The sequence below is a fragment of the Labrys sedimenti genome, assembly GCF_034424805.1.
Taxonomy (GTDB): domain Bacteria; phylum Pseudomonadota; class Alphaproteobacteria; order Rhizobiales; family Labraceae; genus Labrys; species Labrys sedimenti.
Genome location: NZ_JAXOUF010000001.1, coordinates 851,971 through 875,307, shown reverse-complemented (window position 1 = coordinate 875,307; position 23,337 = coordinate 851,971). Strand labels below are relative to the sequence as shown.

The window sequence follows — 23,337 nt, the reverse complement described above, 5'->3', positions numbered from 1 at the left end:
GTTTGGAACCAATTTTATTATTGATACCGTTATTGGGACATAACATTGGCATGCCAGCAAGAAGAATCGTATGGACAATGCAAGAAAATCGATACTAATCTATGAGACCAATATTTAAATTGGTTCCAAAATGAATAGCAAACAGCAAGCCAGCCAGAATCTTCGCAGCCTGTTGAACGGCGGTGCCTATCCTCCCGGCAGTCGCCTGCCGCCGGAACGTGATCTCATGCTCCGGCTGGGGCTGAGCCGCCGGGCGCTCCGGCTCGGGCTGGAGCAGCTGGAGGCCGAGGGGCGCCTATGGCGGCATGTCGGCAAGGGCACCTTCGTCGGCACTCGCCCGCCCGAGCGGGAACTGGGCATGTCGCTGATCACCGCCAGCACCAGTCCGGCCGAACTCATGGATCTCTGCCTGTGGACGGAGCCGACCTATGCCAGGGTTGCCGCCACGCGGGCGAGCCGCATGGACATCGACAATCTGCGCTATCTCCTCGACAAGAGCGCCGCCGCTCGCGATGCCTCCACCTGGGATATCTGGGACGTGCGCCTGCATCGTGCCATCGCCGAGGCCACGCACAATGCCCTTGCCCTCGCCGTGTTCGACAGCCTGAATGCCGTGCGGGAGGAGGGGGCCTGGCGGAGCCTGCGCAACGATCCCACCACGACCGAGCGTTTCGAGGAACTCACGCTCCACCATCGACAGATCGTCGATGCCATTGCCCGGCATGATCCACCAGCCGCAGAAGCCGCCATGCGGCGGCATCTGCGCTCGGTCCAGCACGCCTTGCTGCTCGAGGATGCCGGCACAGACGCTGCTGATGGGGAAGCCCCGACGATCGACCTTCTGCGCAACGCATTTCAGGAAGATGTACCATGAGGGATTTTCAGCTTCCGGGCCGTTCGCCCGTCCGCGCCATGGACGCGATGGTCGCGACGTCCCACCCCCTGGCCAGCGCGGCCGCCCTCGCCCTGCTGCGCGAGGGGGGCAATGCCATCGACGCGGCAATCTGCGCCTCTGCGGTCCTGGCGGTGGTCGAACCGCAGTCGACGGGTATCGGCGGCGACTGTTTCTGCCTCTATGTGCCCGGTGGAGAAGGCCCGGTACTCGCCTATAATGGGGCCGGGCGGGCGCCAGAGGCGGCAACCCTCGACTGGTATGAGGGGCGGGGATTTACGGAGATACCGGCCGACAGTCCGCATGCCGTCACCATTCCAGGTGCGATCGATGCCTGGTGCAGTCTTTCGACCGACCATGGCCGCACTCCGCTCGATCGCGTACTGGCCCCCGCCATCCACTATGCCGAGGCGGGGTATGTCATTCACGACCGGGTCGAGGCCGATTGGCACGAGGCGAAGGATCTTTTGGCGCAGGATGCCGCGGCTGCCCGCATCTTTCTGCCTGGTGGCGCTGTCCCGAGGGCAGGCGATGTCCATCGCCAGCCGGAGCTTGGCCGGAGCCTGCGCCTCATCGCCGCCAAGGGGCGGACGGCGTTCTACGAGGGCGAGCTTGCCGAGGATCTGGTTGCTCATCTGCGCAGCGTGGGAGGGCTGCATACGCTGGATGACTTCGCTACCGCCGGTGGCGAGTACGCGGAGCCCGTCAGGACCAGCTATCGCGGCGTCGATGTCTGGCAGATGCCGCCGAGCAATCAGGGGCTGACGGCCCTGGTGATGCTCAACCTGCTGGCAGGTTTCGATCTTGCCGGGCTCGACCCGCTGGGAGCGGAGCGGTTGCATCTGGAGGTCGAGGCCGGGCGTCTCGCCTATCGCATCAGGGACGAGTTGATCGCTGATCCCGATCATGCCGACGTTCCCGTGGAGGCCTTGCTGGCGTCGTCCTACGCCGATGGACTGCGGCGCAGGATCGATCCCGATAGTGCCAGCCGTGAATTGCCTGCAGCGGTGATGGAGCCGTCGGATACGGTCTATCTTTCCGTCGTGGATCGCGATCGGAATGCGGTCAGCTTCATCAACTCGACCTATCATTCCTTCGGCAGCGGCCTGGTCGGCCCGAAATCGGGGATCGTCCTGCAGAACCGGGGCAAGGGATTTCGCGTCGAACGCCGCCACCCGAACTGCATTGCGCCGCGCAAGCGTCCCCTCCACACCATCATGCCCGGCATGGCAACCCGCAACGGCCGGGTGGTTGCGCCCTTCGGTGTCATGGGGGGCGACTATCAGCCCTTCGGCAATGTCCATGTGCTGAGCAATCTGCTCGATTACGGCATGGATCCGCAGGCCGCCATCGATCTGCCGCGGGTTTTCTACCAGCAGGGCGAACTCGTCGCCGAGCGCGGCGTTCCCGCGGTCACGCTTCGCGCCCTCGAGGCGCGCGGCCACAAAGTCGGCCCGGCCGAGGAGCCGCTGGGTGGCGGGCAGATGGTTCTCATCGATTGGGACAAGGGAACGCTGACGGGCGGTTCCGATCCGAGAAAGGATGGACTTGCCATCGGCTATTGAGACCGAATTCACGGGCATTGTCGGAACCGATCGATCTCGCGCGTCCTTGGAGCGAATGGATGCGAGGAGAAGGCAATGAGAGAATTGATCCTGACGATGACCATGTCGCTCGATGGTTTCGTCTGCGGCCCTGAGGGGGAACTCGACTGGATCTTCGATGGTGACCAGGAGGCTATCGCCTGGAAGCTGGAGATTGTGTCGAAGGCGGGCCTGCACATCATGGGTAGCCGAACCTTCCAGGCCATGGCCGCCCATTGGCCAACTTCCACCAGCGTGTTCGCGCCAGCAATGAACCAGATACCCAAGGCCGTCTTTTCAAGGCAGGGATCTGCGACCCTGAAGGTGGTTGACGCCCCCGCCAGCGCCGGCAATGGCCGATCGGGACAACAGCAGCCCGGTGCGGAAAGTTGGAAGGAGGCCCATGTGGCCAGCGGCGATCTGGCCGACGAGATCGCCAGGATGAAGGCCAGCGACGGCAAGCCGATCGTTGCCCATGGCGGCGCTGCGTTCGCGCGCAGCCTCGTCGCCCGGGCGCTGGTCGATCGATACGCCTTGGTGGTGCATCCGATCGTCCTCGGCAAGGGCATGCCGATCTTCTCCGACATCACCTCGCCAAGGCGCCTCGAGCCCATCATCTCGACGGCCTTTCCCGGAGGCTCGGTAGCACAGGTCTATCGGTCCGCGTGAAACCTCCTTAGGCGAACCGCATTGGGTCCGGGGAGGCGTAGTCGCCCGATGCCTAATCCTTGATTGCCTGGATCACGTCGACGGTCTGCGTCAGCGTTTCGATCTCGCGAAAGCGAGGCTCGTGCAGGGGCGCGTCCGCATGTTCGAAGGCCCAGGTCAGGGGATGGGGGACATAGACGCCCCAGCTGCCGACCCGGAGCGCGGGAATCACGTCGGACTTCAACGAGTTGCCGATCATCATGGAGGCCTCGGGACCATCGCCATGCCGCGCGAAGGCCTGCGCATAGGTATCGGCATTCTTCTCGCTGACGATCTCCACCGCCTCGAACAATCCGCGCAGCCCCGACTGAGCGATCTTGTTCTCCTGATGGAACAGATCGCCCTTGGTGATGAGGATGAGCCTGTAGCTGCCCGCCAGGCTTTCCAGCGTGTCGGCGACATCAGGCAGCAACTCGACCGGATGGTTGAGGATCTCCTTGCCGAGCGCCAGGATGCGCCCGATGACCTGTGCCGGCACCCGGCCGCCACTGACGTCGATGGCGGTATCGATCATCGAGAAGGTGAAGGTCTTCATGCCGAAGCCGTGGCTGACGACATTACGCTTGCCGACTTCGAGAAGATGCGCCAGCAGCGTATCCTTGTCGGCATAGTCGGCAAGAAGGCTGACCAGTTCTTCCTCGGCCGTCCTGAAATATTGCTCGTTCTGCCAGAGCGTATCGTCGGCATCGAAGGCGAGCGTGGTGAGGCGGGCAGGGGACATCGCGATCTCTCGAACTGGGCTCGTCCCTATAAGCCCAAATGCGCCGCCGAGGCCAGCCCGTGTCGGATGCAAGCAAGGCCATCTCGCGATGTGTTCCGACAATTGCTATTCCCGTTTGCGAATCCAGCCCAGCGCGTCAGGTCCTCATGTCCCAGTCCAAGCCCAACATCCTCATCATCATGGTGGATCAGCTCGCACCGGCCTTCCTGCCGGTACACGGCTTCGATCTGGTCAAGGCGCCCAATATCGTGAGCCTGGCCGAGCGCGGCGTGGTGTTCGACAGCGCCTATTGCAACTCGCCTTTGTGTTCGCCCTCCCGCGCCGTGTTCATGAGCGGGCAATTGCCGTCGCGCTCGGGTGTCTACGACAATGCCGCCGAATTCCGCGCCGACATCCCGACCTGGGCGCATTATCTCAGGCGAGCAGGCTACCGCACCGTGCTGTCGGGCAAGATGCATTTCTGCGGGCCTGACCAGTTACATGGTTTTGAGGAGCGGCTGACAACCGACATCTATCCGGCGGACTATGGCTGGACTCCCGATTGGGATCATCCGCACGAACGCCCGAGCTGGTATCACAACATGTCATCGGTGACCGATGCCGGCCTTTGCGTGCGCACCAACCAGCTCGATTTCGACGATGAGGTGGTGTTCGCAGCCGAGCGCGCCCTCTATGAACATGTGCGCAGTCCCGACAAGCGTCCCTTCTGCATGGTGGCGTCGCTGACCCATCCGCATGATCCCTACGCGATCACGCAGGACTATTGGGACCTCTATCGGGACGAGGAAATTCCCCTGCCTCGTCATGTGGTTCCGGTCGAGGAGCTCGATCCGCACTCCCTGCGCCTGCGCCATGTCTGCGACATGGACAAGGCCGAAATCACCGACCAACACATCCGCAATGCCCGGCATGCCTATTTCGGTGCGATTTCCTATGTCGATGCCAATGTCGGCAAGCTGCTCAAGGCCCTGGAAGCGACGGGCCTCGATAAGGAAACGATCATTCTGTTTACCGGCGACCATGGCGAAATGCTGGGCGAGCGCGGCCTCTGGTACAAGATGAGCTGGTTCGAGGGCTCAGCCCGGGTGCCGCTGATCATCAGTGCGCCTCAGCTCTATCGTCCGCATCGCGTCGCTGCCAGCGTGTCGCTGGTCGATATCCTGCCAACCCTGGTCGATATGGCCGAACCTGGCGCGGCTGCGCAGCTGACTGGCATCGACGGAGCCAGCCTGGTGCCGCATTGCCTCGGAGAGGGCGGGCATGATGAAGTTCGCGGCGAGTATCTTGCCGAAGGTACTGTGGCGCCTCTGCTGATGCTCCGCCGCGGCAACTTCAAATTCGTGCATTCACCTGCCGATCCCGATCAGCTCTACGATCTGGCTGTTGATCCCGCCGAACTGACAAATCTTGCGGCGGAGCCGGTATATGCCGAAATCGTGGCAGGTTTTCGTAAGGAAATAGAAACGCGCTGGAGCCTTGCTGCTATCGATGCCGATGTACGCGCCAGCCAGCGTCGTCGTCGGGTTGTGGACGACGCCTTGAACTCTGGAAAAGCGACTTCGTGGGACTTTCAACCTTTCAAGGACGCTTCCAGGCAGTATATGCGCAACACCATAGACCTTGATGATCTGGAGGCGATGGCACGTTATCCTCGTGTGCGCCCGTAAATGCTATGGTTAATTCTTCACTGTCCGGTGTGGCAATAGAGCAACACGGATTCGAAGTCTTACGTTGCCGACCTCCAGCCGTCGACTTGGCCGCGTTCCTGCCACAAAGTGACCGCTGAATTCAGCCCGCATTTTGGAGCGTCAAGATCTCCAGCGTGCTGAACGCAGTTGAGTTGCTTGAGTGGCGGTCGAACTTGGATAGAGCTTTTCGCGAACACGCAATGGACAGCGCCGGATTTGCCAGTGGTCGTGTCCACGTGCCCGGAGGATTCCGCCGGCCGACCGGTGCCGTCGCGAAAAAGCCATCAACTTTGCGGCTTTGGCAGAAGAGCCGCCGTGAATCGGTCAAAGAATCGGCAGAAGTGTCGGCTATGTCCTTCACTATGAACCAGATTTCTCCCTTGGCCGGCCGGCTGACCGCAGGCGGACCCCTTGATCGGGGCCCGGCGCGCCATGGCAAATCGCTTGCCTCGATGCGCTGTCTTCTGCGCGCGAGCGGCCTCGGCCTCTTCCTGTCCCTGGGCTGCGTGGCGGCACAGGCCTTCGACGGTACCAAGACGCCGGCGGACGATCCTTCTCCGATGCAGGCCTTTCGCAACGGCACCAAGGCCTATAAGGCCGGCGACCTTGCCGGAGCATCACAGGCGCTGGAATTCGCCGCCAGCAAGGGCCATGCCTTGGCCCAGTGGAAACTCGCCCGGATGTATTCTGAAGGGGATGGCGTTCCGCGCGACGACAAGAGGGCGTTCGACTATTACCAGGCTATCGTCGACGCCCATGGCGAGGACAGCCCGGACACTGCCCAGGCCCGCTTCGTTTCCAGTGCGATCGTCGCGCTCGGCTCCTATTACGTTTCGGGCATCCCCAACGAGGTGAAGCCCAATCCCAGGCACGCGACCGAGCTGTTCCAGTATGCCGCCACCTATTTCGGCGACAGCGACGCACAATATAATCTTGGCCGCATCTATCTCGACGGCAATGCCGTGCAAAAGCGCGATGCCATCACCGCTGGCCGCTGGCTGCGTCTGGCCGCCGACAAGGGCCATCGCCAGGCACAGGCCGTGCTCGGCCACCTCCTGCTGTCGGGCAACGACATGCCGCGCCAGGGCGCGCGGGGCCTGATGTATCTGACTTTGGCGCGCGACGGTGCCAATGGCGAGCGCGACCAGTGGATCATCGATCTCTATGACGATGCCTTCGCCAAGGCGACGCCGGACGAGCGCGAGATGTGCCTGACCTATCTGGCGCAGTTCCTCAAGGACCATTCATAGGTCGGCGCAGATCGAAAGTGCGGATGGTTCGTGTTTGCTGACCGAAGCTGACGCCTTGGACCGCTCGTTATCTGCTGGCAATCTTGAGCCGACCGGCGCTGCCGGCATTAGCAAGGTCGGAGCAATCTGCTCGAACATTGTCCCCTGCATCTCCGGAGTGGAGCAGGCGAGCCATCCCTTGGGCGGCAAATGTCTCTGAAGGATAATTGATGCCTATCAGAGCTGGGTCACGCCTTGCCAATCAAGTTTAGGGTTTCCTATCAATCTATTGAAATGCTTTGAGTAATATTCGAACAGGCGCTGGTAGCCCCTTTGATAGGCTCCTGCGTTTTTTTCCAGCAACGCCAGGGCCTCCACGAAATCGCCGGCCCGATAGGGCGCCAGGATTTCCGCCTGGGCGACCTGCAGCCGGAAGAAGTCGGTATCCGCCTCGCCGGTGTGAAGGGCGAACAGCCCGATAGCACCCTGCCGACCGCGTACCATGGCACGGTCGAGCTCAAGGAAGGGCATGCCGGTCGCCGCCCGGCTGGTGGCTTCGGTGACGAGAACCTCCACGCCATAGAGCTTCGTCAGAGCCTCCAGGCGCGAGGCGAGGTTGACCGCATCGCCGAGGGCCGAATATTCGAGCCGCTGTTCCGAGCCGAGATTGCCGACGCAGGCCTCGCCCGTATGCAGCCCGATGCCCATCTGGATCGGCGGATCGCGAAACTCGCGTGCCATGCCGGCTATATCCAGCGCGGCCTTGCAGGCGAGCGTCGCATGGTTCGGCATGTCGAGCGGCGCATTCCAGAAGGCCATCATGCCGTCGCCGATGAATTTGTCGATGGTGCCGCTATGGCGGAGAACGGCTTCCGTCGCCGGCGTATGGATGCGGCGGATCAGCGACACCACGCCCTCCGGCGACTGGGTCTCGGCAATGCCGGTGAAGTTGCGCACGTCCGAGAACATGATGGTGAGTTCGCGGATCTCGCCGCCGAGCACGATGCGATCTGGAGCTTCGACCAGGCGCTCCACCACTGCCGGCGTCACGAAGCGGCCGAACATCGAGCGTACCTCGGCTCGCCGGTGCTCGGCCTCCTGGTAGTGATAGACCGTGGCGGCGAGAAAGACGGAGAGGGTGCCCACGCTCGGCATCACCGCATCGAACAGCACGCCCTGCCGCACATAGAGGATCCAGCTCCAGCAGGCGATCATGATCGGGATGGAGAGGCCGGCCACGGTCGAAACCAACGGCATGTTGCGGGTGCGCCTGAGAATCCAGGCCAGCAGGCTGCCCAGGGCGAGGATGAGGAATGCCTCTAGGCCGCGCATCCAGTCAGGTCGCACCAGGCTGGCGCCGGCGAGCACTTGTTCGACGATCTGGGCATGCACCTCGACGCCGGGGATCGCCTCTTCCACCGAGGTGCTTCGCTGATCGCGCAGGCCGATGGCGACTGCGCCGACGAAGACGATATGATCCTTGATGTCCTGCGGATTGAAGCTGCCGTCGAGGATCGAGGCGGCCGAGATCCAGGATGACGGCTCCGATCGGCGCGCAACCAGGCGGACCTCGCCATTGCTGTCGGTATCGATGAAGATGCTTCTGTCGCCGTCGCCGATTCGGATGGTGTTGATGCCGCTTTGGACGCCAAAGGCGGGCTGGCCGCTGGCATTGGAAGCGCGCACCATGAGGGTGTCGGCGCCCATGGCGACGCGAATGGTTTCAAGCGATAGGGATGGCGCCACCTTGCCGCCGATGGCGACGAAGGTCGGCACCTTGCGGATGACGCTGTCGCCGTCGGGAAACCAGTTGATGGCACCCGCTCCCCGGGCCGCATCATAAAGGACGGGCAGCGGCATTTTAGCGGCTGGGAAAGAGGGCAGGAAATTGACGGGGTCATCCCCGACCTGCCCGTATCCGCTCTTGATCTTGACCGGCTCGCCGGCATCGGTTCCCAGAAGACCGAGCACGACGGGTATGTTCGCCATGGTCTGCGCAAACATGACGTCGTAGGAGGCGGTGGAGGCGCTCATGGCTTTTTCCAGCGCTTCCCGTTCGGCACTGGTGGGCAGCTTCTTGACCAACAGTCCTGGCGAGGTCTGGTCGGCCTCGCTGAACAAGACGTCGAAGGCAACCACGACGGCACCGGCATCGGCCAGCTTTTGAGTGAGCGTGGCGATCACGCTGCGCGGCCAGGGGAATTGGCCGATTTCGGACAGCGATTTCTCGTCAATCGCCACGATGCGCACGGGCGAATCGGGATCGCGTCCCTTGGCGTGCCAGCGCTGATAAGTGTCGAAGACGATGTCCTGCAACCGGGGGAGGGGGGCGGGACCAAGCAACGTCAACAGGCTGAAGATCAGCAGCGGCAGAGCCACCACCAGCGGATATCCAAGGAAGCGCTTCAGCCGCATGTCGATGTCACGCTCATACTCCAGCACAGCAGGTACTACTGGAGGAATTCGCCCCGCTCGGCCAGTGAATTATCAGCTTTTCCCTGGCGGCAGCCGGTGTGGCTGGGTTGTAGGCCGCAGAAGTCTCGCCTCTTGATCATGGAAGGGAATGCGTCATGATGGTCATGGCATCGCTGCCACCCCTTCGGCTCGCTCAACTCGGGCACCGGCGGTCGGAGGCCGGTTTTCGCCAACGACAATACAGTGACCGGACATAGGGCGGATTATCGGCATGCCACGATCGCGCTTCCTGACACCCCGCTTCTTTGGACTGGCGGCAGCCTGCAGCTTGGCCTTCACGTCCGCCAACGCTGCCGAGACCGTGGGGAACACGGTCGGCGTGACCCCTGCCGCCATCGGCACGGTTGCCGGAGAACTCGGGGTCGATATCGCTGTCTATCGCGACGAGACCGTGCGCACCGGCCCTTCCGGGGCCCTTGAAATCAAATTCCTCGACCAGACGCGCCTGGCGCTCGGTTCTTCGGCATCGGCCAAGCTTGACCGCTTCGTCTATTCGGGGGGGCAGGCCAGGGATGTGGTGATCGGCCTGTCGAAGGGGGTGTTTCGCTTTGCCAGCGGTGTCTCCGCCAAGAAGGCCTATTGGATCCAGACGCCGCTCGCCGGGATCGGTGTGAGAGGGACCAATTTCACGGCCGAAATCAGCGACAATTATGAGCGTTTCACCATCTGGGAAGGCGCCATCGAGGTCTGTCCTCGCCAGAGAGGGCTTTCCATCGACCAGGAACGCCGGCGGCGCTGCCCGCTTCTGAAACGGCGGGGAGAGACGATTACCATCTTCCCCGGCAGTAGGTCGCGAAGGGGCGGGCCGCCGGTGGTATTCTCGCCCCATTGTGCCGAGGCCAGCGCGGGGGCCCAACTCTGCGGACGTTATGGCGGCAAGGGGGGCCAGAATCACGGCCAGAGGCGGCCGGGCTTCAACTTCCCCACCTTCAACCCGCCACAGCAGCGCGACTGACGACACACGCTAGAGGGCGAGGTCGCAGCGAATCGGCACGTGGTCGGAGGCCTTTTCCTGCCCGCGCATCGCCTTGTCGATGGCGCAGCCCTGGAGGCGTGAGGCCGCTTGCGGCGACAGCAGCAGATGATCGATGCGGATGCCGTTGTCCTTTTGCCAGCCGCCGGCCTGATAGTCCCAGAAGGTATAGTGTCCGGGCGCATCCTCGCAGGCCCGGAACGCATCCGTCAGGCCGAGCGCCAGCAATTCGCGGAACTTGGAGCGGCTCTGCAGCAGGAAGAGAGCGTCATTCACCCATTCTGCCGGGTTCTTGGCGTCTGCCGCCTGCGGGATGATGTTGTAGTCGCCCGCCATCACGAAGGGTTCCTCGAACGCGAGCAGGCCGCTGATGTGCTGCCTGAGGCGCTCCATCCAGCCGAGCTTGTAGGGATATTTTTCGGTGCCGACCGGATTGCCATTCGGCAGATAGATCGAAGCGACACGCAACGCGCCGGAGGCGGTGGAGATCACGGCCTCGATATAGCGGGCCTGTTCGTCGCCATCGTCGCCCGGCAGCCGCGTCTTCACCTCGTCGAATGGGTGCTTGGAGAGTATGGCCACGCCATTGAAGGTTTTCTGGCCATGGACGGTGACATTATAGCCGAGCGCCTCGATCTCGGCGGCGGGAAATGCCTCGTCCACGCATTTGATCTCCTGGAGGCAGACGACGTCCGGTTGGGCGTCCTTCAGCCAGCCGGTGAGATGGGGAAGCCTTTGGCGGATTGAGTTCACGTTCCAGCTGGCAACACGCACCATGTCACACCGAGAAGCTGGTGCCGCAGCCACAAGCGGCAGTGGCCTGCGGGTTGTTGATCTTGAAGGCAGAACCGATGAGATCCTCGACATAATCGAGCTCGGCGCCTTCCATATATTGCTGCGACATCTCGTCGATCAGCACGGTGGCGCCTTCCTTGGCGATCGCCAGGTCATCCTCGTGGCGTTCGGTGTCGAACACGAACTTGTACTGGAAGCCGGAGCAGCCGCCGCCCTCCACGCTGATGCGCAGCATCGAGCCGGACGGTTCACTTTCGAGAATCTTGGCGATCCGGCGCGCAGCGCGGTCGCTCACGGAAACGGGACTGGTCATGGCATCCTGTAAACTTGGCTGCATCTTGTACCGAAAATATGTGCGAAGGGCCAAAGGTTCAATGCTCGATCGCGCTGTAAAGAAGCTTTGCCTTGCCACGTGGCAACCTCTATTGAGGCGCAAGCAAGGCGTGAGGCGCGATGGCCGAACTCGAGATACCCGATTGCGTGATCCGGCCTCGCGGTCCGTGGGCGGTGGCGCCCCAATCGCGCGGGCGGTTGTCTGCCGAGCCGCAGTCGCCGACGCGGACCGATTTCCAGCGCGACCGCGATCGCATCATCCACTCCACGGCCTTCCGCCGCCTCAAGCACAAGACTCAGGTTTTCGTCGCGCATGAGGGTGACCACTACCGCACCCGGCTGACCCACACGATCGAGGTCGCCCAGATCGCCCGTTCGATCGCCCGTTCCCTGGCGCTCGACGAGGATCTCGCCGAGGCCCTGGCCCTGGCGCATGATCTCGGCCACACGCCGTTCGGCCATACCGGCGAGGATGCGTTGGACGAGGCGATGCGCGCCTATGGCGGCTTCGACCACAATGCCCAGTCGCTGCGCATCGTCACCCGGCTCGAGCGGCGCTATGCCGAGTTCGATGGGCTCAACCTGGCCTGGGAGACGCTGGAAGGGCTGGTGAAACACAACGGGCCTCTGCTGCAGCCGGACGGCACCCCGGTGGCGCGCTATCGCGAGCGGGGCATTCCCGTCGCCATTCTGGAGTATCAGGCCCAGCAGAATCTCGAACTCGAGAGTTTCGCCAGTGCCGAGGCGCAGGCCGCCGCCATTGCCGACGACATTGCCTACAATGCACATGACATCGATGACGGGCTGCGTGCCGGCCTGTTCGAACTCGCGGATCTCGGGCAGGTGCCGCTCGCCGGTGAATTGCTCGCCGAGATCGCCGATCGTCATCCTGACCTCGATCGTGGCCGCACCACCCACGAATTGATGCGCCGAGTGATCACCCGGCTGGTGGAAGATGTGATCGGCATGGGCAAGGCCGCCTTCACCTCCGGGCTCTACCGATCGAGCGAGGATGTGCGGGCAGCCGGCAAGACGTTGATTGCCTTTTCGCCGTCCGTCGCGCTGGCCGACAAGGGAATCAAGGGCTTTCTTTATCCCAACATGTATCGCCACGAACGGGTGATGAACGTCCGCATGCATGCTGCGCAGGTGGTCACCAGCCTGTTCGACCGCCTGTTCGCCGACATCAGCCAGATGCCGGCCGAATGGTGCGAGGGCCTGGAAGGCGCGCGGGAGGACAAGCGTGCGCGCCGTGTCGCTGATTATATTGCCGGCATGACCGATACTTTCGCCATCAACGAGCATCGACGCCTGTTCGGAACGGCGCCGGATCTGCGCTGACGTCGCTGCCATGGACCCGATCGAATGGCTCAGGGGTGGCGTACAGGAGGCTATCGCTTCGCTTCAGGCCGCGGGCCGTCTGCCCGGCGGTCTCGATGCTGCTTCGATCGGCGTCGAGGTGGCGGACCAGATCGGGCGGGGAGATTTCACCAGCAATGCTGCCCTCGTGCTGAGCCGGCCGGCAGGGATGCCATCTTGGATCCTGGCCGGTCTTCTTGCCGAAACGCTGGAGAGCATCGATGGCATCGCCGGAGTCGAAATTGCCGGGCCTGGCTTTCTGAACCTGACCCTGGCGCCGGCGATCTGGGCCCGCATGCTTGCCGGCGTGCTGAGGGCCGGCAGCCGCTATGGCGCCAGAACGCGCGAGGGGGCAGGCTACTCCACGATCGACTTCGGGGCCACCGATCCGCAGAGCAGCAGGCCCCTGTCGCCGGCGCGCTGCGAAGCGGTCGGCACTGCCCTGGCCAATATGCTGGACCATCTCGGTTCTCGCGCGGACAGGCACTTCCGGACAGGTGCGGTGCAAGCCGATGTCATTGTCCGACTCGGGCCGCTTTTGGGTTTAAAAGGGCGAAACTCCCCGCCAATCGCCGGCCATCGCGCCGACGAGCTCGACCTTTCGATGGTCGCCGGCATTATCGGCGACGACGCCGCTTGTCTGGGCATGCTGATGCAGCCTGCCGATGCCCCGCTCACGCTCGATCTCGACCTTCTGCTCGATCAGAGCCATGCCAACCCCGTCTTTGAGCTGCATTATGCCCATGCCCGCTGCTGCGCCCTACGCCAACAAGGGGAGATCAGGGGACATGGTGATTGCGATGAAAATCATTGGGATGTTGGGGCTTTCGAGGATGAGGGCGCGCAGTTGATTCTGCGCTTGCTTGCCCTATATCCAAGCCAGATCGATCTCGCCGTGAGGCAGCGCGAGCCCTGCAGGCTGCTCCACTATCTGTGCAGCTTGGCTGGCGGGCTGCACCAGCAATATTATCGCAGTCTCGGGGCTCCTCATTTACGCTTCATTAGGGATGATGATCGATTGTTAACAGGCGCCCGCTTGGCGTTGGTGCGCGGGGTCGAGACGGTTCTTAAGTCTGGACTCGGCTTGCTCGGCAGTTCTGCGCCGGACGAGATGCGCTGAAACGAGATCGGCCGTTTTGGCCGCAGATCGCCCCTGGCGATCGACCAGCCTGGTCAGGAACGAGTCATGATTGAAACCGAACATCGCCGTGTCGCAGCCAGCAACAGCGATCAATGGCTGTCCGATCTGGCAACTGCAGGTGGCGATCGCGATGTTTATGCTGAAAGGCGTGACACAAAGGCCTATGCTTCGGCCGGCGTTTTGCGTTCGCGGGAGGCGGGCATGACGGATCGCTATGATCGCAATGGACACGAGATTCGCGATGGCCATCCCGAGACCGTGTCCAAACATGCACAGGCCGAGCAGGCGCAGGCTCATCAAGACGACTACTACGACGACTACCAGGATGTCGCTACGCGCCAATCGAAGGCCTATGTCTTCGATGACGAGCGCGAGGAGCAAGGACCTGAATGGGTCTATGACGAACAGCGCGGCGTCTGGGTCGATCGTGACGGTAATCCCTATGTGGAAGCCTATCCCGAAGGCGAGGAAGATCGCTATGCGCCGGCCGCCGATGACGAATATCTGGCGCCGCGCGCCGAGACCCGGATGCCCCGGCGCAAGTCCCGCGGCAGCGCCGTCAGCCTCGCCGCTCTCGTTCTCGTCGCCAGTATAGGGGGCGGCTTGGCCTATGTCTGGAAGAAGGGCGGCTTCGTCGGCAGCGACATTCCGGGTATCGGCAGCGCGCCGCCGGTGATCAAGGCGAGCACGGATCCGGTCAAGATCAAGCCGGCCGAGACCGCGGCTGCGGCCAGCCAGCCGACTCACGAGATCTTCAATCGCAGCAACCAGACCGCTTCCGTCGCCAATGAGCGGCTGGTGCGTCATGAGGAGCAGCCGGTTGCGGTGGTGCCGACCCGACCCGAAGGGGCAGCAGCCCCGACCCCGGCGGCGCCCGATGCCAATGCGACGCGTCCGGTGACGACGAGCAACATCGTGCTCCCCAATCCCGAGGGGGCTGCCGCACCCGACCAGACCGCCAGCAATGCTTCTGAATCCCAGGTTGCACAGGCACCCGACGAGCCTCGGCGGGTAAAGACCATCAAGATCATGCCGGATAGCTCGGTGGTGACTGGCGAAGCGCCGATCACCAACGCCGAGCCGCGCGCCCCGCAGACCCGTTCCGTGGATGTTTCGGCCTTGGCGCCGACCCCTCCTGCTGAGCAGCCTTCAGCCGTGGCAACGCCAACGGCTCCCGCCGGTGCCCCCGACACCGCTCCGCTCGTCCAGGGCGAGGCTGGCCAGGCTACGCCTGCGGCTCCTGCTGCCCCGGTCGCAACCGTGCCTGCAGGCTCTGCCGCGGGGTTGCCGGATGAGCAGGCGCCGGCACAGGCCTTGCCGGGCGAGGAGGATGGCGGGGCCACCACGGTCGTCGAACCGACCCAAATCCAGGTAGCGCCGCCCGCGGTGCCACCGGTTCGCCCCCGCCACATGCCGCCGGCGCCGAAGCCGGCGCAGGTGGCGTCGGCCGAACCGGCCGCCGGGGCTGCCCCGGCCGCGGCGTCGGGTCCGACAGCTGCCCCGGTCACCAGTGGCAGCTATGTCGTCCAGGTTTCCTCACAACGTTCGCCGGCTGACGCCCAGAACGCGTTCCAGTCGCTGCAGCGCCGCTTTGCAGGTGTGCTGGGCGGCATGAAGCCTTCGATCCGCAAGGTCGATCTGCCTGACCGCGGCACCTACTACCGGGTGCGTGTTGGCGGCTGGTCCAGCCCGGCCGAGGCAACGGCCTTCTGTGGCAAGCTCAAGGCTGCCGGCGGGGATTGCGTGATCGCTCGCAACTGAGTACCGGCTGGCCCGATCCTGGCGCTGTTTCTACGGCGCGGCGACGGAACCAGAGGTCCGAGAGATTTCGGGCAAGCCAACTGGATCGGGGCGATCGGGGCCGAGTTCCGATCGCCCCGATCCAGTTGGCTTGCCCGTCCTTCATATTTTCCTGAAAGCCGAAGAGACTGTCATGCCCCAATCAGCGCTGATCCTGGGTTGTTCCGGCCTGTCGCTCACCCCCGACGAGCGCGCTTTCTATCGCGATGCGGATCCCTGGGGTTTCATCCTGTTCCGGCGTAATGTCGGTACGCCGGAGGATGTTCGGGTCCTGACGGATTCGCTGCGCGAAACGGTGGGACGCGATGCGCCCGTTCTGGTGGACCAGGAGGGCGGGCGGGTCCAGCGGCTGACGACTCCCCATTGGCCGAAATATCCGGCAGCGCGGCGCTATAGCCAGATCCATGCCAATGATCCGGTGACACGCCGCGAGATCACCCGGCTGGCCGCGAGGCTGATCGCGCATGATCTTCTGGAGGTCGGCATCAATGTCGATTGCCTGCCGGTGCTCGACATCCCCGTGCCAGGAGCCCATGACGTGATCGGCGACAGGGCCTATGGTCTCGACGCAACCACGGTCGGCACGCTTGGCAGGGCTGCGGCCGAGGGCATGATCGCCGGCGGCGTGCTACCCGTGATGAAGCACATGCCCGGTCATGGCCGGGCCGGCGTGGACAGTCATCTCTCGCTGCCGGTCGTGGCGGCGAGCCGCGCCGAACTTGAATCACTCGACTTCCTGCCCTTTCGCATGCTGGCCGATATGCCCGCCGCGATGACCGCACATGTGGTTTACCAGGCTTTGGACCCGTCATCCCCAGCTACGACGTCCAAAAAGGTGATCCGGAATGTGATCAGGAAGGTAATCGGCTATGATGGTCTCTTGATGAGCGACGATCTTTCCATGCAGGCCCTCGAGGGAACCTTGGAGCAGCGGGCTGCGTCGGCCTTCGCTGCGGGCTGCGATCTCGGCCTGCATTGCAACGGCAAGATGGACGAGATGATCGGAGTGGCGCGTGCTGCCCCGGCTCTGGCAGGCAAGGCACGCCGCCGTGCCGATGCCGCCTTGGCCCGCATCCGGCACCTGCCGGAGCCGCTCGACATCGGCGAGGCACGGGAACGGCTGGCGGCGGCGCTCGCCAGCGGAGAGACGGTCTGAATGAACGATGAATTCGACGAGGAGGTGAGGGCGGACAAGGCGGTCAGCGATCCTACGCTCGTCGTGGATGTCGACGGCTTCGAAGGACCGCTCGATCTGCTGCTCGAATTGGCGCGACGCCAGAAGGTCGATCTCACGCGCATCTCCATCCTCGCCCTTGCCGAGCAATATCTGGCCTTCGTCGAGGAGGCCCGCCGGCTCCGGCTTGAACTGGCGGCAGACTATCTGGTGATGGCGGCGTGGCTCGCTTATCTCAAATCGCGCCTGCTGCTGCCGGAATCGCCCAAGGGCGAAGAACCGCCCGCCGCCGAATTGGCTGCGGCCCTCGCGTTCCGCCTGCAGCGCCTGGAGGCCATGCGCAATGCCGCCGCCCAGTTGCAGGAGCGGGCCGTTCTGGGCCGCGACGTTTTCAAGCGCGGCATGCCGGAAGGTGTCCGGCTCAACAATCACGGGCGATTCGAGGCGACGCTGCATGATCTGCTCTCGGCCTATGCCCAGCAGCGCCAGCGCGCCATGGTCGGCTATGTCAAGCTGCCCGAACGCAATGTCTGGACACTGGCCGAAGCGCGTGAATTGCTGGAAGCGCTGATCGGGCCGGCGGCGGACTGGCTCAGTCTCGACGAATTTCTGGTGGACTATCTGGCCGAGCCCTCGACACGGGCAACGGTTCGGGCCTCTAGCTTTTCTGCGAGCCTCGAACTCGTGAAGGAAGGCAAGCTCGATTTACGCCAGGCCACCCCCTTCTCGCCGATCTATCTGCGGTCGCGCGGGGAGACTGGCCAGGCCGATTCTTCCTGATCGAACCAGGGTTTCATCAGGAAGGATCGGCAGCATCTTATCCCCTTGTGCGGCAAACCGCCTGGGGCGGTGCCGGTCCGGGGACGAGGCAGGTTTTGGTAGGCCATGCGGCCCGCGCTTTATTCTTGTGACGCAGCCCGCATAGGGAAGGATTAGGCTTTGGGCGAAATAGCATCGTTCCAACCGGAAGACATAGCGCAGACCGATCTGAAGCAGCATATGCGCCTGATCGAAGCCTTGCTGTTCGCGGCGACGGAACCGCTGGATGAAGCGACGCTGGCGTCCCGGCTGCCCGAGGGGGCCGATGTCGGCGCCGCCATCGCTGCCTTGCAGGCCGACTATGCCTCCCGTGGCGTCAATCTGGTCAGGCTGGGCGGGCGCTGGGCTTTCCGTACCGCCGACGACCTTGCGTGGATCCTGTCGCGCGATGCCTATGAGACGCGCAAATTGTCGCGGGCGGCGATGGAAACCCTGGCGATCATCGCTTATCACCAGCCGGTGACGCGCGCCGAGATCGAGGATATCCGCTCGGTCTCGATTTCCAAGGGCACGTTGGACGTGTTGCTGGAGACCGGATGGGTGCGCCTGCGCGGCCGCCGCCGCGCGCCGGGACGGCCGGTAACTTATGGTACCACGCCGGCATTTCTGGAGCATTTTGGCCTGGATGGCGTCGGCGATCTGCCTGGGCTCGATGAACTCAAGGGAGCGGGGCTGCTCGACGGCCGGCTGCCGCCTGGCTTCAGCGTGCCCATGCCCAATGATGACAGCGCGCTGACGCCGGATGAGGAACCGCTGGAGGCTGCCGACCTTTCCTTCGCATTTCCGGAACCGGAACCCGAACATGAAGGTTGAGTAAGAACGGCAAACCTTCTTGTTTTTGCCGTGAAGCCCGCCTAGATTCTGCTGGGATCATCGGGTCGCGAGCGGCGCCGTTGTTGTGTTGTTGCAATCGGCTTTGCCGCGTTGGAGGGTATCATGGGTACATGGGGTATTACGCACTGGATCATTCTGGCTGTCGTCGTCCTCGTTCTGTTTGGCGGACGCGGCAAGATTTCCGACTTGATGGGTGACGTTGCCAAGGGCATCAAATCCTTCAAGAAGGGCATGGCCGATGACGAACCGGCGACGGCCCAGCAGCCTGTGAAGACGATCGATACCCAGGCCGGTACGACCGTCAACCCGGCCGAGCAGACCAAGGCGGGCTGATCCGGCGCGGTTTGCGCCGGTGGCCTCAGCCTGAAGATTGGATCTTTCTAGGCTCCGCGTATATGCGCGGAGCGTTTCGTTTCGCCAGACCGAGCGTTGCATGTTTGATATCAGCTGGAGCCATATCCTGATCGTGGGGGCGGTGGCTGTCGTCGTCATTGGCCCCAAGGAGCTACCCAGCACGATGCGCTCCCTCGGGCGGGGCGTGAACAAGCTGCGCCGCATGGCAGGCGAGTTCCAGGGCCAGTTCAACGAAGCGCTCAAGGAAGCCAATCTCGAGGATGTCAAAAAGGAATTCGACACGCTACGCCAATCCGCGGCAACCTTGAGTAGCATCAGCAGCCCCACCGGCCTGGCGCGCAACGCCCTGAAATCCTCGGTGTTCGATTCGGAGCCGCCGCTCAGCCCGGCAGCGATCGCACCGGTTCTGGAGAACGGAGCAGGAGGTGCCACGTCAGGCGAGCCTTCCATCGACGGGCCGACCCCTTCGTCCTTGGCCGCCAAACTCGTCGGGGTCGAAATCCCCTCCGCCTTCGCCCCCCTTGCAGCGTTCAAGTCCTAAGATGACCGAAGACGACATCGACGCCTCCAAGGCGCCGCTTCTCGATCACCTGATCGAGTTGCGCTCACGCCTGATGAAATCCGGCATTGCTTTCATCGTGCTGTTCATCGGCGCTTTCGCGATCTCCAAATCGATCTATCTCATCTTGCTGTGGCCCTATGAATGGGCGGCAGCCGGCAATCCGGTCAAGCTGATCTACAATCATCCGCTGGATTTCCTATTCACGCAGATTCGGGTTGCTTTCTTCGCCGCTGCTTTTGTCGGCTTTCCCTTCTTCGCCATCCAGATCTATCGTTTCGTCGCTCCTGGCCTTTACAAGCACGAACGCAATATCTTCCTGCCTTATCTGATTGCCACTCCACTCTTCTTCTTCCTGGGCGGGTTGCTGGTCTATTTCCTGGCGATGCCCGCGGTGATGCATTTCGCACTGGGCATGCAGCAACTGGGCGGCAGCGGGATCGCCACCATCGAATTGCTGGCGACTGTCGATGGCTATCTGTCCTTGCTGATGAACCTCATCTTCGCCTTCGGTTTGGTGTTTCAGCTTCCGGTGGTGCTGACCCTTTTGGGCCGGATTGGTGTGGTCGACTCGACCTTCCTGACGGAAAAGCGTCGCTATGCCATCGTCATCGTGTTCGCGATCGCCGCCGTGCTGGCGCCGCCCGATCCGTGGAGCATGATCGCGCTTGCCGTGCCGGGCGTGCTCCTTTACGAACTCTCGATCTATTCGGTCCGGTGGGTTGAGAAGAAGCGCGCGGAAAGCGATACGCAGGCTTCGGAATAGCCCGTCGGTGTCCCGACGACCGTTCTGGAGTTGATCTCATGTATGATGTGAAGTGGATCCGCGAGAACTCGGGTCTCTTCGACCAAGGCCGGGTTCGCAGAGGGCTCGAGCCGCTGTCCGCCACCATACTCGAGCTCGACGAGAGCCGCCGCGCGCTCGTCGCCCGGCTGCAGGCTTCCCAGGAACGCCGCAACGCCGCCTCCAAGGAGATCGGTGCGGCCAAGCAGGCCAAGGACGAGGCCAAGGCGCAAGCCCTGATGGCCGAAGTCAATGCGCTCAAGGCCTCCATGCCGGCTGACGAGGAGGCGCTGCGCGTCGCCGACAAGGCTCTGTACGACCAGCTCATCTCGATCCCGAACCTGCCGCTCGACGAGGTTCCTACCGGCGCCGACGAACACGGCAATGTCGAACGACACCGCCATGGCGTGGCGCGGGCCTATACATTCGCCCCCAAGGAGCATTTCGAGCTGGGCGAGGCGCTCGGCCTGATGGATTTCGAAATTGCCGCCAAGCTCTCCGGCTCCCGCTTCGTGGTGCTGCAGAAGAGCCTGGCCCGGCTCGAGCGGGCAATCGGTCAGTATTTCATCGACAAGCATACCGGCGAACACGGCTATACCGAGGTCGCGGCGCCCTTGCTGGTGCGCGACGATGCCATGATCGGCACGGCCCAGTTGCCGAAATTCGCCGAAGACCAGTTCCGAGTGCAGCCCGGCGATTTCTGGCTGATTCCGACGGCCGAGGTTTCGCTGACCAATCTCGTGCGCGACGCGATCACTGCCGAGGAGGAGTTGCCGCTGCGCTATACCGCGCTGACCCACTGCTTCCGGGCCGAAGCCGGCGCTGCGGGGCGCGATACGCGAGGCATGATCCGCCAGCACCAGTTCCAGAAGGTCGAGCTCGTCTCGATCACAGCCCCCGAGCAGAGCCGCGACGAGCATGAGCGCATGCTCGCCTGTGCCGAGGCCGTGCTGAAGGGGTTGGATCTACACTACCGGGTGATGACGCTGTGCACGGGCGACATGGGCTTTGCCTCGCAGAAGACCTATGACATCGAGGTCTGGCTGCCGGGGCAAGGGTTGTTCCGTGAAATCTCGTCCTGCTCGGTCTGTGGCGACTTCCAGGCCCGCCGTATGAACGCACGGACCCGTCCGAAGTCCGGTGGCGCTCCGCGTTTCGTGCATACGCTGAACGGCTCGGGCGTGGCTGTCGGCCGCGCGCTTGTGGCCGTGATGGAGAATTACCAGAACGAAGACGGTTCCATCACCGTTCCGGATGTCCTGGTTCCCTATATGGGCGGCCTGCGCCGGATCGAAAGACAATAGGCCTCGACTCTGCGCATCCTGCCATACCCTCCTTGATTCCAGAATCAAGAAGGGTGAGGTAGTCTTTTGTTTCTGCAGGGATTTTCGTAACGGCAGGGGATTGCGTAAGACAAACCCTCGCCGGAGCTCCTTTTCCTGTGGCACACTGGTGTGGACTCAGCGAACAAGGGACGAACGGCGGATGCGAGTTCTGATTACCAACGATGATGGCATCCATGCGCCAGGCCTGGTTTCGCTGGAGAAGATCGCCCGCAGCCTGAGCGACGACGTGATCGTCGTAGCGCCCGAGACGGATCAGTCCGGCGTGTCCCACTCCCTCTCGCTCAGCACGCCGCTGCGTCTGCGGCAGATCGAGGAAAAGCGCTATGCGGTCAGCGGGACACCGACCGATTGCGTGTTGATGGGCGTGCAGCATCTACTCAAGGGCAAGCTGCCGGATCTGGTGCTGTCCGGTGTCAATCGCGGCCAGAATATCGCCGAGGACGTCATCTATTCCGGCACGGTGGCAGCCGCGATGGAAGGCACCGTTCTCGGAATACCGTCGATTGCGCTCAGCCAGGGCTATGGCATCGGGGGCAGGGACGGCATGCGTTGGCATTGCGCCGAACAGCATGCACCCGGCGTGATCCGCAAGCTCCTGGCCCACGGTTTTGCCAAGGGAACCTTGTTCAACGTCAATTTTCCCGATTGCGAGCCCGAGGAGGTCGTCGGGATTGCCGTCACGACGCAAGGACAGCGCGATGCGGCCCTCGTCGACGTGGTGGAGCGGCAGGATTTTCGCGGTGGTCCCTACTATTGGCTGGCACCGCGGCGGGAAACGCCGCCCAGGCTCGAGGGCACCGATCTGGCCGCGCTTTTCAACAAACAGATTTCCGTGACCCCCCTCCATCTCAACCTGACCGACGTGCCAGCCCTGCAACGGCTTTCGGATAGCTTTGAAACGGTGCGATGACGGACAACATGACGGATTACGAGCCCTTTGTGAATCCCGATGACGAACACGCGCAGGAGATGATGGCTTTCATCCTGCGCCTGCGCCGCCACGGGTTGACGGATCAGAAGGTGCTGAATGCCGTTTCCACTTTGCCGCGCCCTGTCTTCGTGCTGCCGGAATTCGCCGATTTCGCCTGGCGCGACCTCAGCCTTCCCATCCAGTGTGGCCAGACCATCACACCGCCTGTGCTCGCGGCCACCATTGCCGAACGCCTGGATGTCGAACCCCTGCACCGTGTACTGGAGATCGGTACGGGTTCCGGCTATCTGACCGCAGTGCTCGGGCGCCTCGCCAAGCGGGTCCTTACGCTCGACCGTTGGCGCACCTTGGTCACAGAGGCCGAGGAAAGGCTGCGGGCCGTCACCATCCTCAATGTCACCATGATGGTGGCAGACGGCAGTTCCGGTTGGCGCCAGCAGGCGCCCTTCGATCGTATCGTCACCACGGCGGCGATGAGCGAGGTGCCGGAGGATCTGCTGGATCAACTGGCCTTGGGGGGACGGATGATCGCGCCGATCGGCCCGCCCGGCGAAGAGCAGCAATTGACCATGATCGTGCGCGACGCCGACGGTTTCCATCATACGCCGCTGATGGACATCCGTGCCGCTTCGATGATTCTGGGCGTGGCCGACCGGCTTTAAGCCGCCGTCGAGTTTGGAGCGGAAGCGAGATTCGGCTCCATCATCGCCGGTATCACAGTACAAACCTGTCTTTCCTGTCGAGCCGGATTTCAATCGCTCGACTGCAGGGCAGGGGGCGAGGCTCTGACGCGGCGAATGCAGACAAATTCAGGTCACGGAGGGATGGCGGGATACCTC

The 23,337-nt window shown here is 63.1% G+C and carries 22 protein-coding genes; 18 read left to right on the top strand and 4 right to left on the bottom strand.

What is annotated here, in order from left to right; all coding sequences use genetic code 11:
• The first annotated feature begins 130 nt into the window (after positions 1–130).
• The 3 genes from U1R88_RS04115 to U1R88_RS04105 all read left to right on the top strand — a co-directional run bounded on the left by U1R88_RS04115 (position 131) and on the right by U1R88_RS04105 (position 3,144).
• Positions 131–874 carry a FadR/GntR family transcriptional regulator gene (locus U1R88_RS04115; RefSeq protein WP_322430087.1) on the top strand — a complete coding sequence of 248 codons (744 nt, stop codon included), beginning with the start codon at positions 131–133 and terminating at the stop codon, positions 872–874.
• Positions 871–2,457 carry a gamma-glutamyltransferase gene (gene ggt / locus U1R88_RS04110; RefSeq protein ID WP_322430086.1) on the top strand — a complete coding sequence of 529 codons (1,587 nt, stop codon included), beginning with the start codon at positions 871–873 and terminating at the stop codon, positions 2,455–2,457. Before U1R88_RS04115 ends, ggt begins: the two co-directional genes overlap by 4 nt.
• A gap of 75 nt (positions 2,458–2,532) precedes the next feature.
• Entirely contained in the window at positions 2,533–3,144 is a 612-nt protein-coding gene (locus U1R88_RS04105; protein WP_322430085.1) for a dihydrofolate reductase family protein, read from the top strand.
• Between the two features lie 52 nt (positions 3,145–3,196).
• Here U1R88_RS04105 and U1R88_RS04100 read toward each other — a convergent pair whose 3' ends face one another.
• Positions 3,197–3,904 carry an HAD family hydrolase gene (locus tag U1R88_RS04100; protein ID WP_322430084.1) on the bottom strand — a complete coding sequence of 236 codons (708 nt, stop codon included), beginning with the start codon at positions 3,902–3,904 and terminating at the stop codon, positions 3,197–3,199.
• 146 nt (positions 3,905–4,050) lie between these two features.
• Between U1R88_RS04100 and betC the strand changes: the two genes are divergently transcribed.
• Positions 4,051–5,571 carry a choline-sulfatase gene (betC, locus tag U1R88_RS04095; protein WP_322430083.1) on the top strand — a complete coding sequence of 507 codons (1,521 nt, stop codon included), beginning with the start codon at positions 4,051–4,053 and terminating at the stop codon, positions 5,569–5,571.
• 371 nt (positions 5,572–5,942) lie between these two features.
• Positions 5,943–6,842: a tetratricopeptide repeat protein gene (locus U1R88_RS04090; RefSeq protein WP_322430082.1), complete on the top strand. Its 900-nt coding sequence runs from the start codon at positions 5,943–5,945 to the stop codon at positions 6,840–6,842.
• Positions 6,843–7,058: 216 nt separating this feature from the next.
• Here the strand turns inward: U1R88_RS04090 and U1R88_RS04085 are convergent, their stop codons facing one another.
• A complete protein-coding gene (locus tag U1R88_RS04085; protein ID WP_322430081.1) occupies positions 7,059–9,236 on the bottom strand; it encodes a CHASE2 domain-containing protein in 2,178 nt (725 codons plus the stop codon).
• Between the two features lie 271 nt (positions 9,237–9,507).
• Between U1R88_RS04085 and U1R88_RS04080 the strand changes: the two genes are divergently transcribed.
• Entirely contained in the window at positions 9,508–10,251 is a 744-nt protein-coding gene (locus U1R88_RS04080; RefSeq protein WP_322430079.1) for a FecR family protein, read from the top strand.
• 9 nt (positions 10,252–10,260) lie between these two features.
• On the opposite strand, the gene xth is transcribed toward U1R88_RS04080, so the two are convergent.
• On the bottom strand, positions 10,261–11,043 hold the full coding sequence (gene xth, locus U1R88_RS04075; RefSeq protein ID WP_322430505.1) for an exodeoxyribonuclease III: 783 nt from the start codon (positions 11,041–11,043) through the stop codon (positions 10,261–10,263).
• A 4-nt stretch (positions 11,044–11,047) separates the two neighbouring features.
• Positions 11,048–11,377 (bottom strand): iron-sulfur cluster insertion protein ErpA, encoded by a 330-nt coding sequence (erpA, locus tag U1R88_RS04070; RefSeq protein WP_068297179.1) that lies wholly within the window; start codon positions 11,375–11,377, stop codon positions 11,048–11,050.
• Positions 11,378–11,517: 140 nt separating this feature from the next.
• Between erpA and U1R88_RS04065 the strand changes: the two genes are divergently transcribed.
• The 12 genes from U1R88_RS04065 to U1R88_RS04010 all read left to right on the top strand — a co-directional run bounded on the left by U1R88_RS04065 (position 11,518) and on the right by U1R88_RS04010 (position 23,160).
• On the top strand, positions 11,518–12,738 hold the full coding sequence (locus U1R88_RS04065) for a deoxyguanosinetriphosphate triphosphohydrolase (protein ID WP_322430078.1): 1,221 nt from the start codon (positions 11,518–11,520) through the stop codon (positions 12,736–12,738).
• A 10-nt stretch (positions 12,739–12,748) separates the two neighbouring features.
• Positions 12,749–13,876: a DALR anticodon-binding domain-containing protein gene (locus U1R88_RS04060; RefSeq protein ID WP_322430077.1), complete on the top strand. Its 1,128-nt coding sequence runs from the start codon at positions 12,749–12,751 to the stop codon at positions 13,874–13,876.
• A gap of 66 nt (positions 13,877–13,942) precedes the next feature.
• A complete protein-coding gene (locus tag U1R88_RS04055; RefSeq protein WP_322430076.1) occupies positions 13,943–15,658 on the top strand; it encodes an SPOR domain-containing protein in 1,716 nt (571 codons plus the stop codon).
• A 172-nt stretch (positions 15,659–15,830) separates the two neighbouring features.
• Complete coding sequence (gene nagZ, locus U1R88_RS04050) at positions 15,831–16,853, top strand: beta-N-acetylhexosaminidase (protein ID WP_322430075.1); 1,023 nt, start codon at positions 15,831–15,833, stop codon at positions 16,851–16,853.
• Positions 16,854–17,651: a segregation and condensation protein A gene (locus tag U1R88_RS04045; protein WP_322430074.1), complete on the top strand. Its 798-nt coding sequence runs from the start codon at positions 16,854–16,856 to the stop codon at positions 17,649–17,651.
• Between the two features lie 219 nt (positions 17,652–17,870).
• A complete protein-coding gene (scpB, locus tag U1R88_RS04040) occupies positions 17,871–18,503 on the top strand; it encodes an SMC-Scp complex subunit ScpB (RefSeq protein WP_082979539.1) in 633 nt (210 codons plus the stop codon).
• Between the two features lie 123 nt (positions 18,504–18,626).
• Positions 18,627–18,857, top strand: a complete 231-nt coding sequence (locus U1R88_RS04035) for a twin-arginine translocase TatA/TatE family subunit (RefSeq protein ID WP_068284764.1) — start codon at positions 18,627–18,629, stop codon at positions 18,855–18,857.
• 100 nt (positions 18,858–18,957) lie between these two features.
• Positions 18,958–19,419: a Sec-independent protein translocase protein TatB gene (tatB, locus tag U1R88_RS04030; RefSeq protein WP_322430073.1), complete on the top strand. Its 462-nt coding sequence runs from the start codon at positions 18,958–18,960 to the stop codon at positions 19,417–19,419.
• 1 nt (position 19,420) lies between these two features.
• Entirely contained in the window at positions 19,421–20,203 is a 783-nt protein-coding gene (gene tatC, locus U1R88_RS04025) for a twin-arginine translocase subunit TatC (protein ID WP_311935963.1), read from the top strand.
• A gap of 38 nt (positions 20,204–20,241) precedes the next feature.
• Entirely contained in the window at positions 20,242–21,525 is a 1,284-nt protein-coding gene (serS, locus tag U1R88_RS04020) for a serine--tRNA ligase (RefSeq protein ID WP_322430072.1), read from the top strand.
• 181 nt (positions 21,526–21,706) lie between these two features.
• Positions 21,707–22,477 (top strand): 5'/3'-nucleotidase SurE, encoded by a 771-nt coding sequence (gene surE, locus U1R88_RS04015; RefSeq protein ID WP_322430071.1) that lies wholly within the window; start codon positions 21,707–21,709, stop codon positions 22,475–22,477.
• Positions 22,474–23,160, top strand: a complete 687-nt coding sequence (locus U1R88_RS04010; RefSeq protein ID WP_082979540.1) for a protein-L-isoaspartate(D-aspartate) O-methyltransferase — start codon at positions 22,474–22,476, stop codon at positions 23,158–23,160. Before surE ends, U1R88_RS04010 begins: the two co-directional genes overlap by 4 nt.
• Positions 23,161–23,337 lie beyond the last annotated feature (177 nt).

Excerpts from the sequence above, each read along its gene's own strand:
- U1R88_RS04045 (WP_322430074.1), top strand. The coding sequence starts at position 16,854 with ATGAACGATGAATTCGACGAGGAGGTGAGGGCGGACAAGGCGGTCAGC.
- U1R88_RS04105 (WP_322430085.1), top strand. The coding sequence starts at position 2,533 with ATGAGAGAATTGATCCTGACGATGACCATGTCGCTCGATGGTTTCGTC.
- nagZ (WP_322430075.1), top strand. The coding sequence starts at position 15,831 with ATGCCCCAATCAGCGCTGATCCTGGGTTGTTCCGGCCTGTCGCTCACC.
- U1R88_RS04010 (WP_082979540.1), top strand. The coding sequence starts at position 22,474 with ATGACGGACAACATGACGGATTACGAGCCCTTTGTGAATCCCGATGAC.
- U1R88_RS04055 (WP_322430076.1), top strand. The coding sequence starts at position 13,943 with ATGATTGAAACCGAACATCGCCGTGTCGCAGCCAGCAACAGCGATCAA.
- U1R88_RS04035 (WP_068284764.1), top strand. The coding sequence starts at position 18,627 with ATGGGTACATGGGGTATTACGCACTGGATCATTCTGGCTGTCGTCGTC.
- U1R88_RS04100 (WP_322430084.1), bottom strand. The coding sequence starts at position 3,904 with ATGTCCCCTGCCCGCCTCACCACGCTCGCCTTCGATGCCGACGATACG.
- tatC (WP_311935963.1), top strand. The coding sequence starts at position 19,421 with ATGACCGAAGACGACATCGACGCCTCCAAGGCGCCGCTTCTCGATCAC.
- surE (WP_322430071.1), top strand. The coding sequence starts at position 21,707 with ATGCGAGTTCTGATTACCAACGATGATGGCATCCATGCGCCAGGCCTG.
- U1R88_RS04085 (WP_322430081.1), bottom strand. The coding sequence starts at position 9,236 with ATGCGGCTGAAGCGCTTCCTTGGATATCCGCTGGTGGTGGCTCTGCCG.
- erpA (WP_068297179.1), bottom strand. The coding sequence starts at position 11,377 with ATGACCAGTCCCGTTTCCGTGAGCGACCGCGCTGCGCGCCGGATCGCC.
- ggt (WP_322430086.1), top strand. The coding sequence starts at position 871 with ATGAGGGATTTTCAGCTTCCGGGCCGTTCGCCCGTCCGCGCCATGGAC.
- U1R88_RS04090 (WP_322430082.1), top strand. The coding sequence starts at position 5,943 with ATGTCCTTCACTATGAACCAGATTTCTCCCTTGGCCGGCCGGCTGACC.
- tatB (WP_322430073.1), top strand. The coding sequence starts at position 18,958 with ATGTTTGATATCAGCTGGAGCCATATCCTGATCGTGGGGGCGGTGGCT.
- U1R88_RS04060 (WP_322430077.1), top strand. The coding sequence starts at position 12,749 with ATGGACCCGATCGAATGGCTCAGGGGTGGCGTACAGGAGGCTATCGCT.
- U1R88_RS04080 (WP_322430079.1), top strand. The coding sequence starts at position 9,508 with ATGCCACGATCGCGCTTCCTGACACCCCGCTTCTTTGGACTGGCGGCA.
- U1R88_RS04065 (WP_322430078.1), top strand. The coding sequence starts at position 11,518 with ATGGCCGAACTCGAGATACCCGATTGCGTGATCCGGCCTCGCGGTCCG.
- scpB (WP_082979539.1), top strand. The coding sequence starts at position 17,871 with ATGCGCCTGATCGAAGCCTTGCTGTTCGCGGCGACGGAACCGCTGGAT.
- U1R88_RS04115 (WP_322430087.1), top strand. The coding sequence starts at position 131 with ATGAATAGCAAACAGCAAGCCAGCCAGAATCTTCGCAGCCTGTTGAAC.
- serS (WP_322430072.1), top strand. The coding sequence starts at position 20,242 with ATGTATGATGTGAAGTGGATCCGCGAGAACTCGGGTCTCTTCGACCAA.
- betC (WP_322430083.1), top strand. The coding sequence starts at position 4,051 with ATGTCCCAGTCCAAGCCCAACATCCTCATCATCATGGTGGATCAGCTC.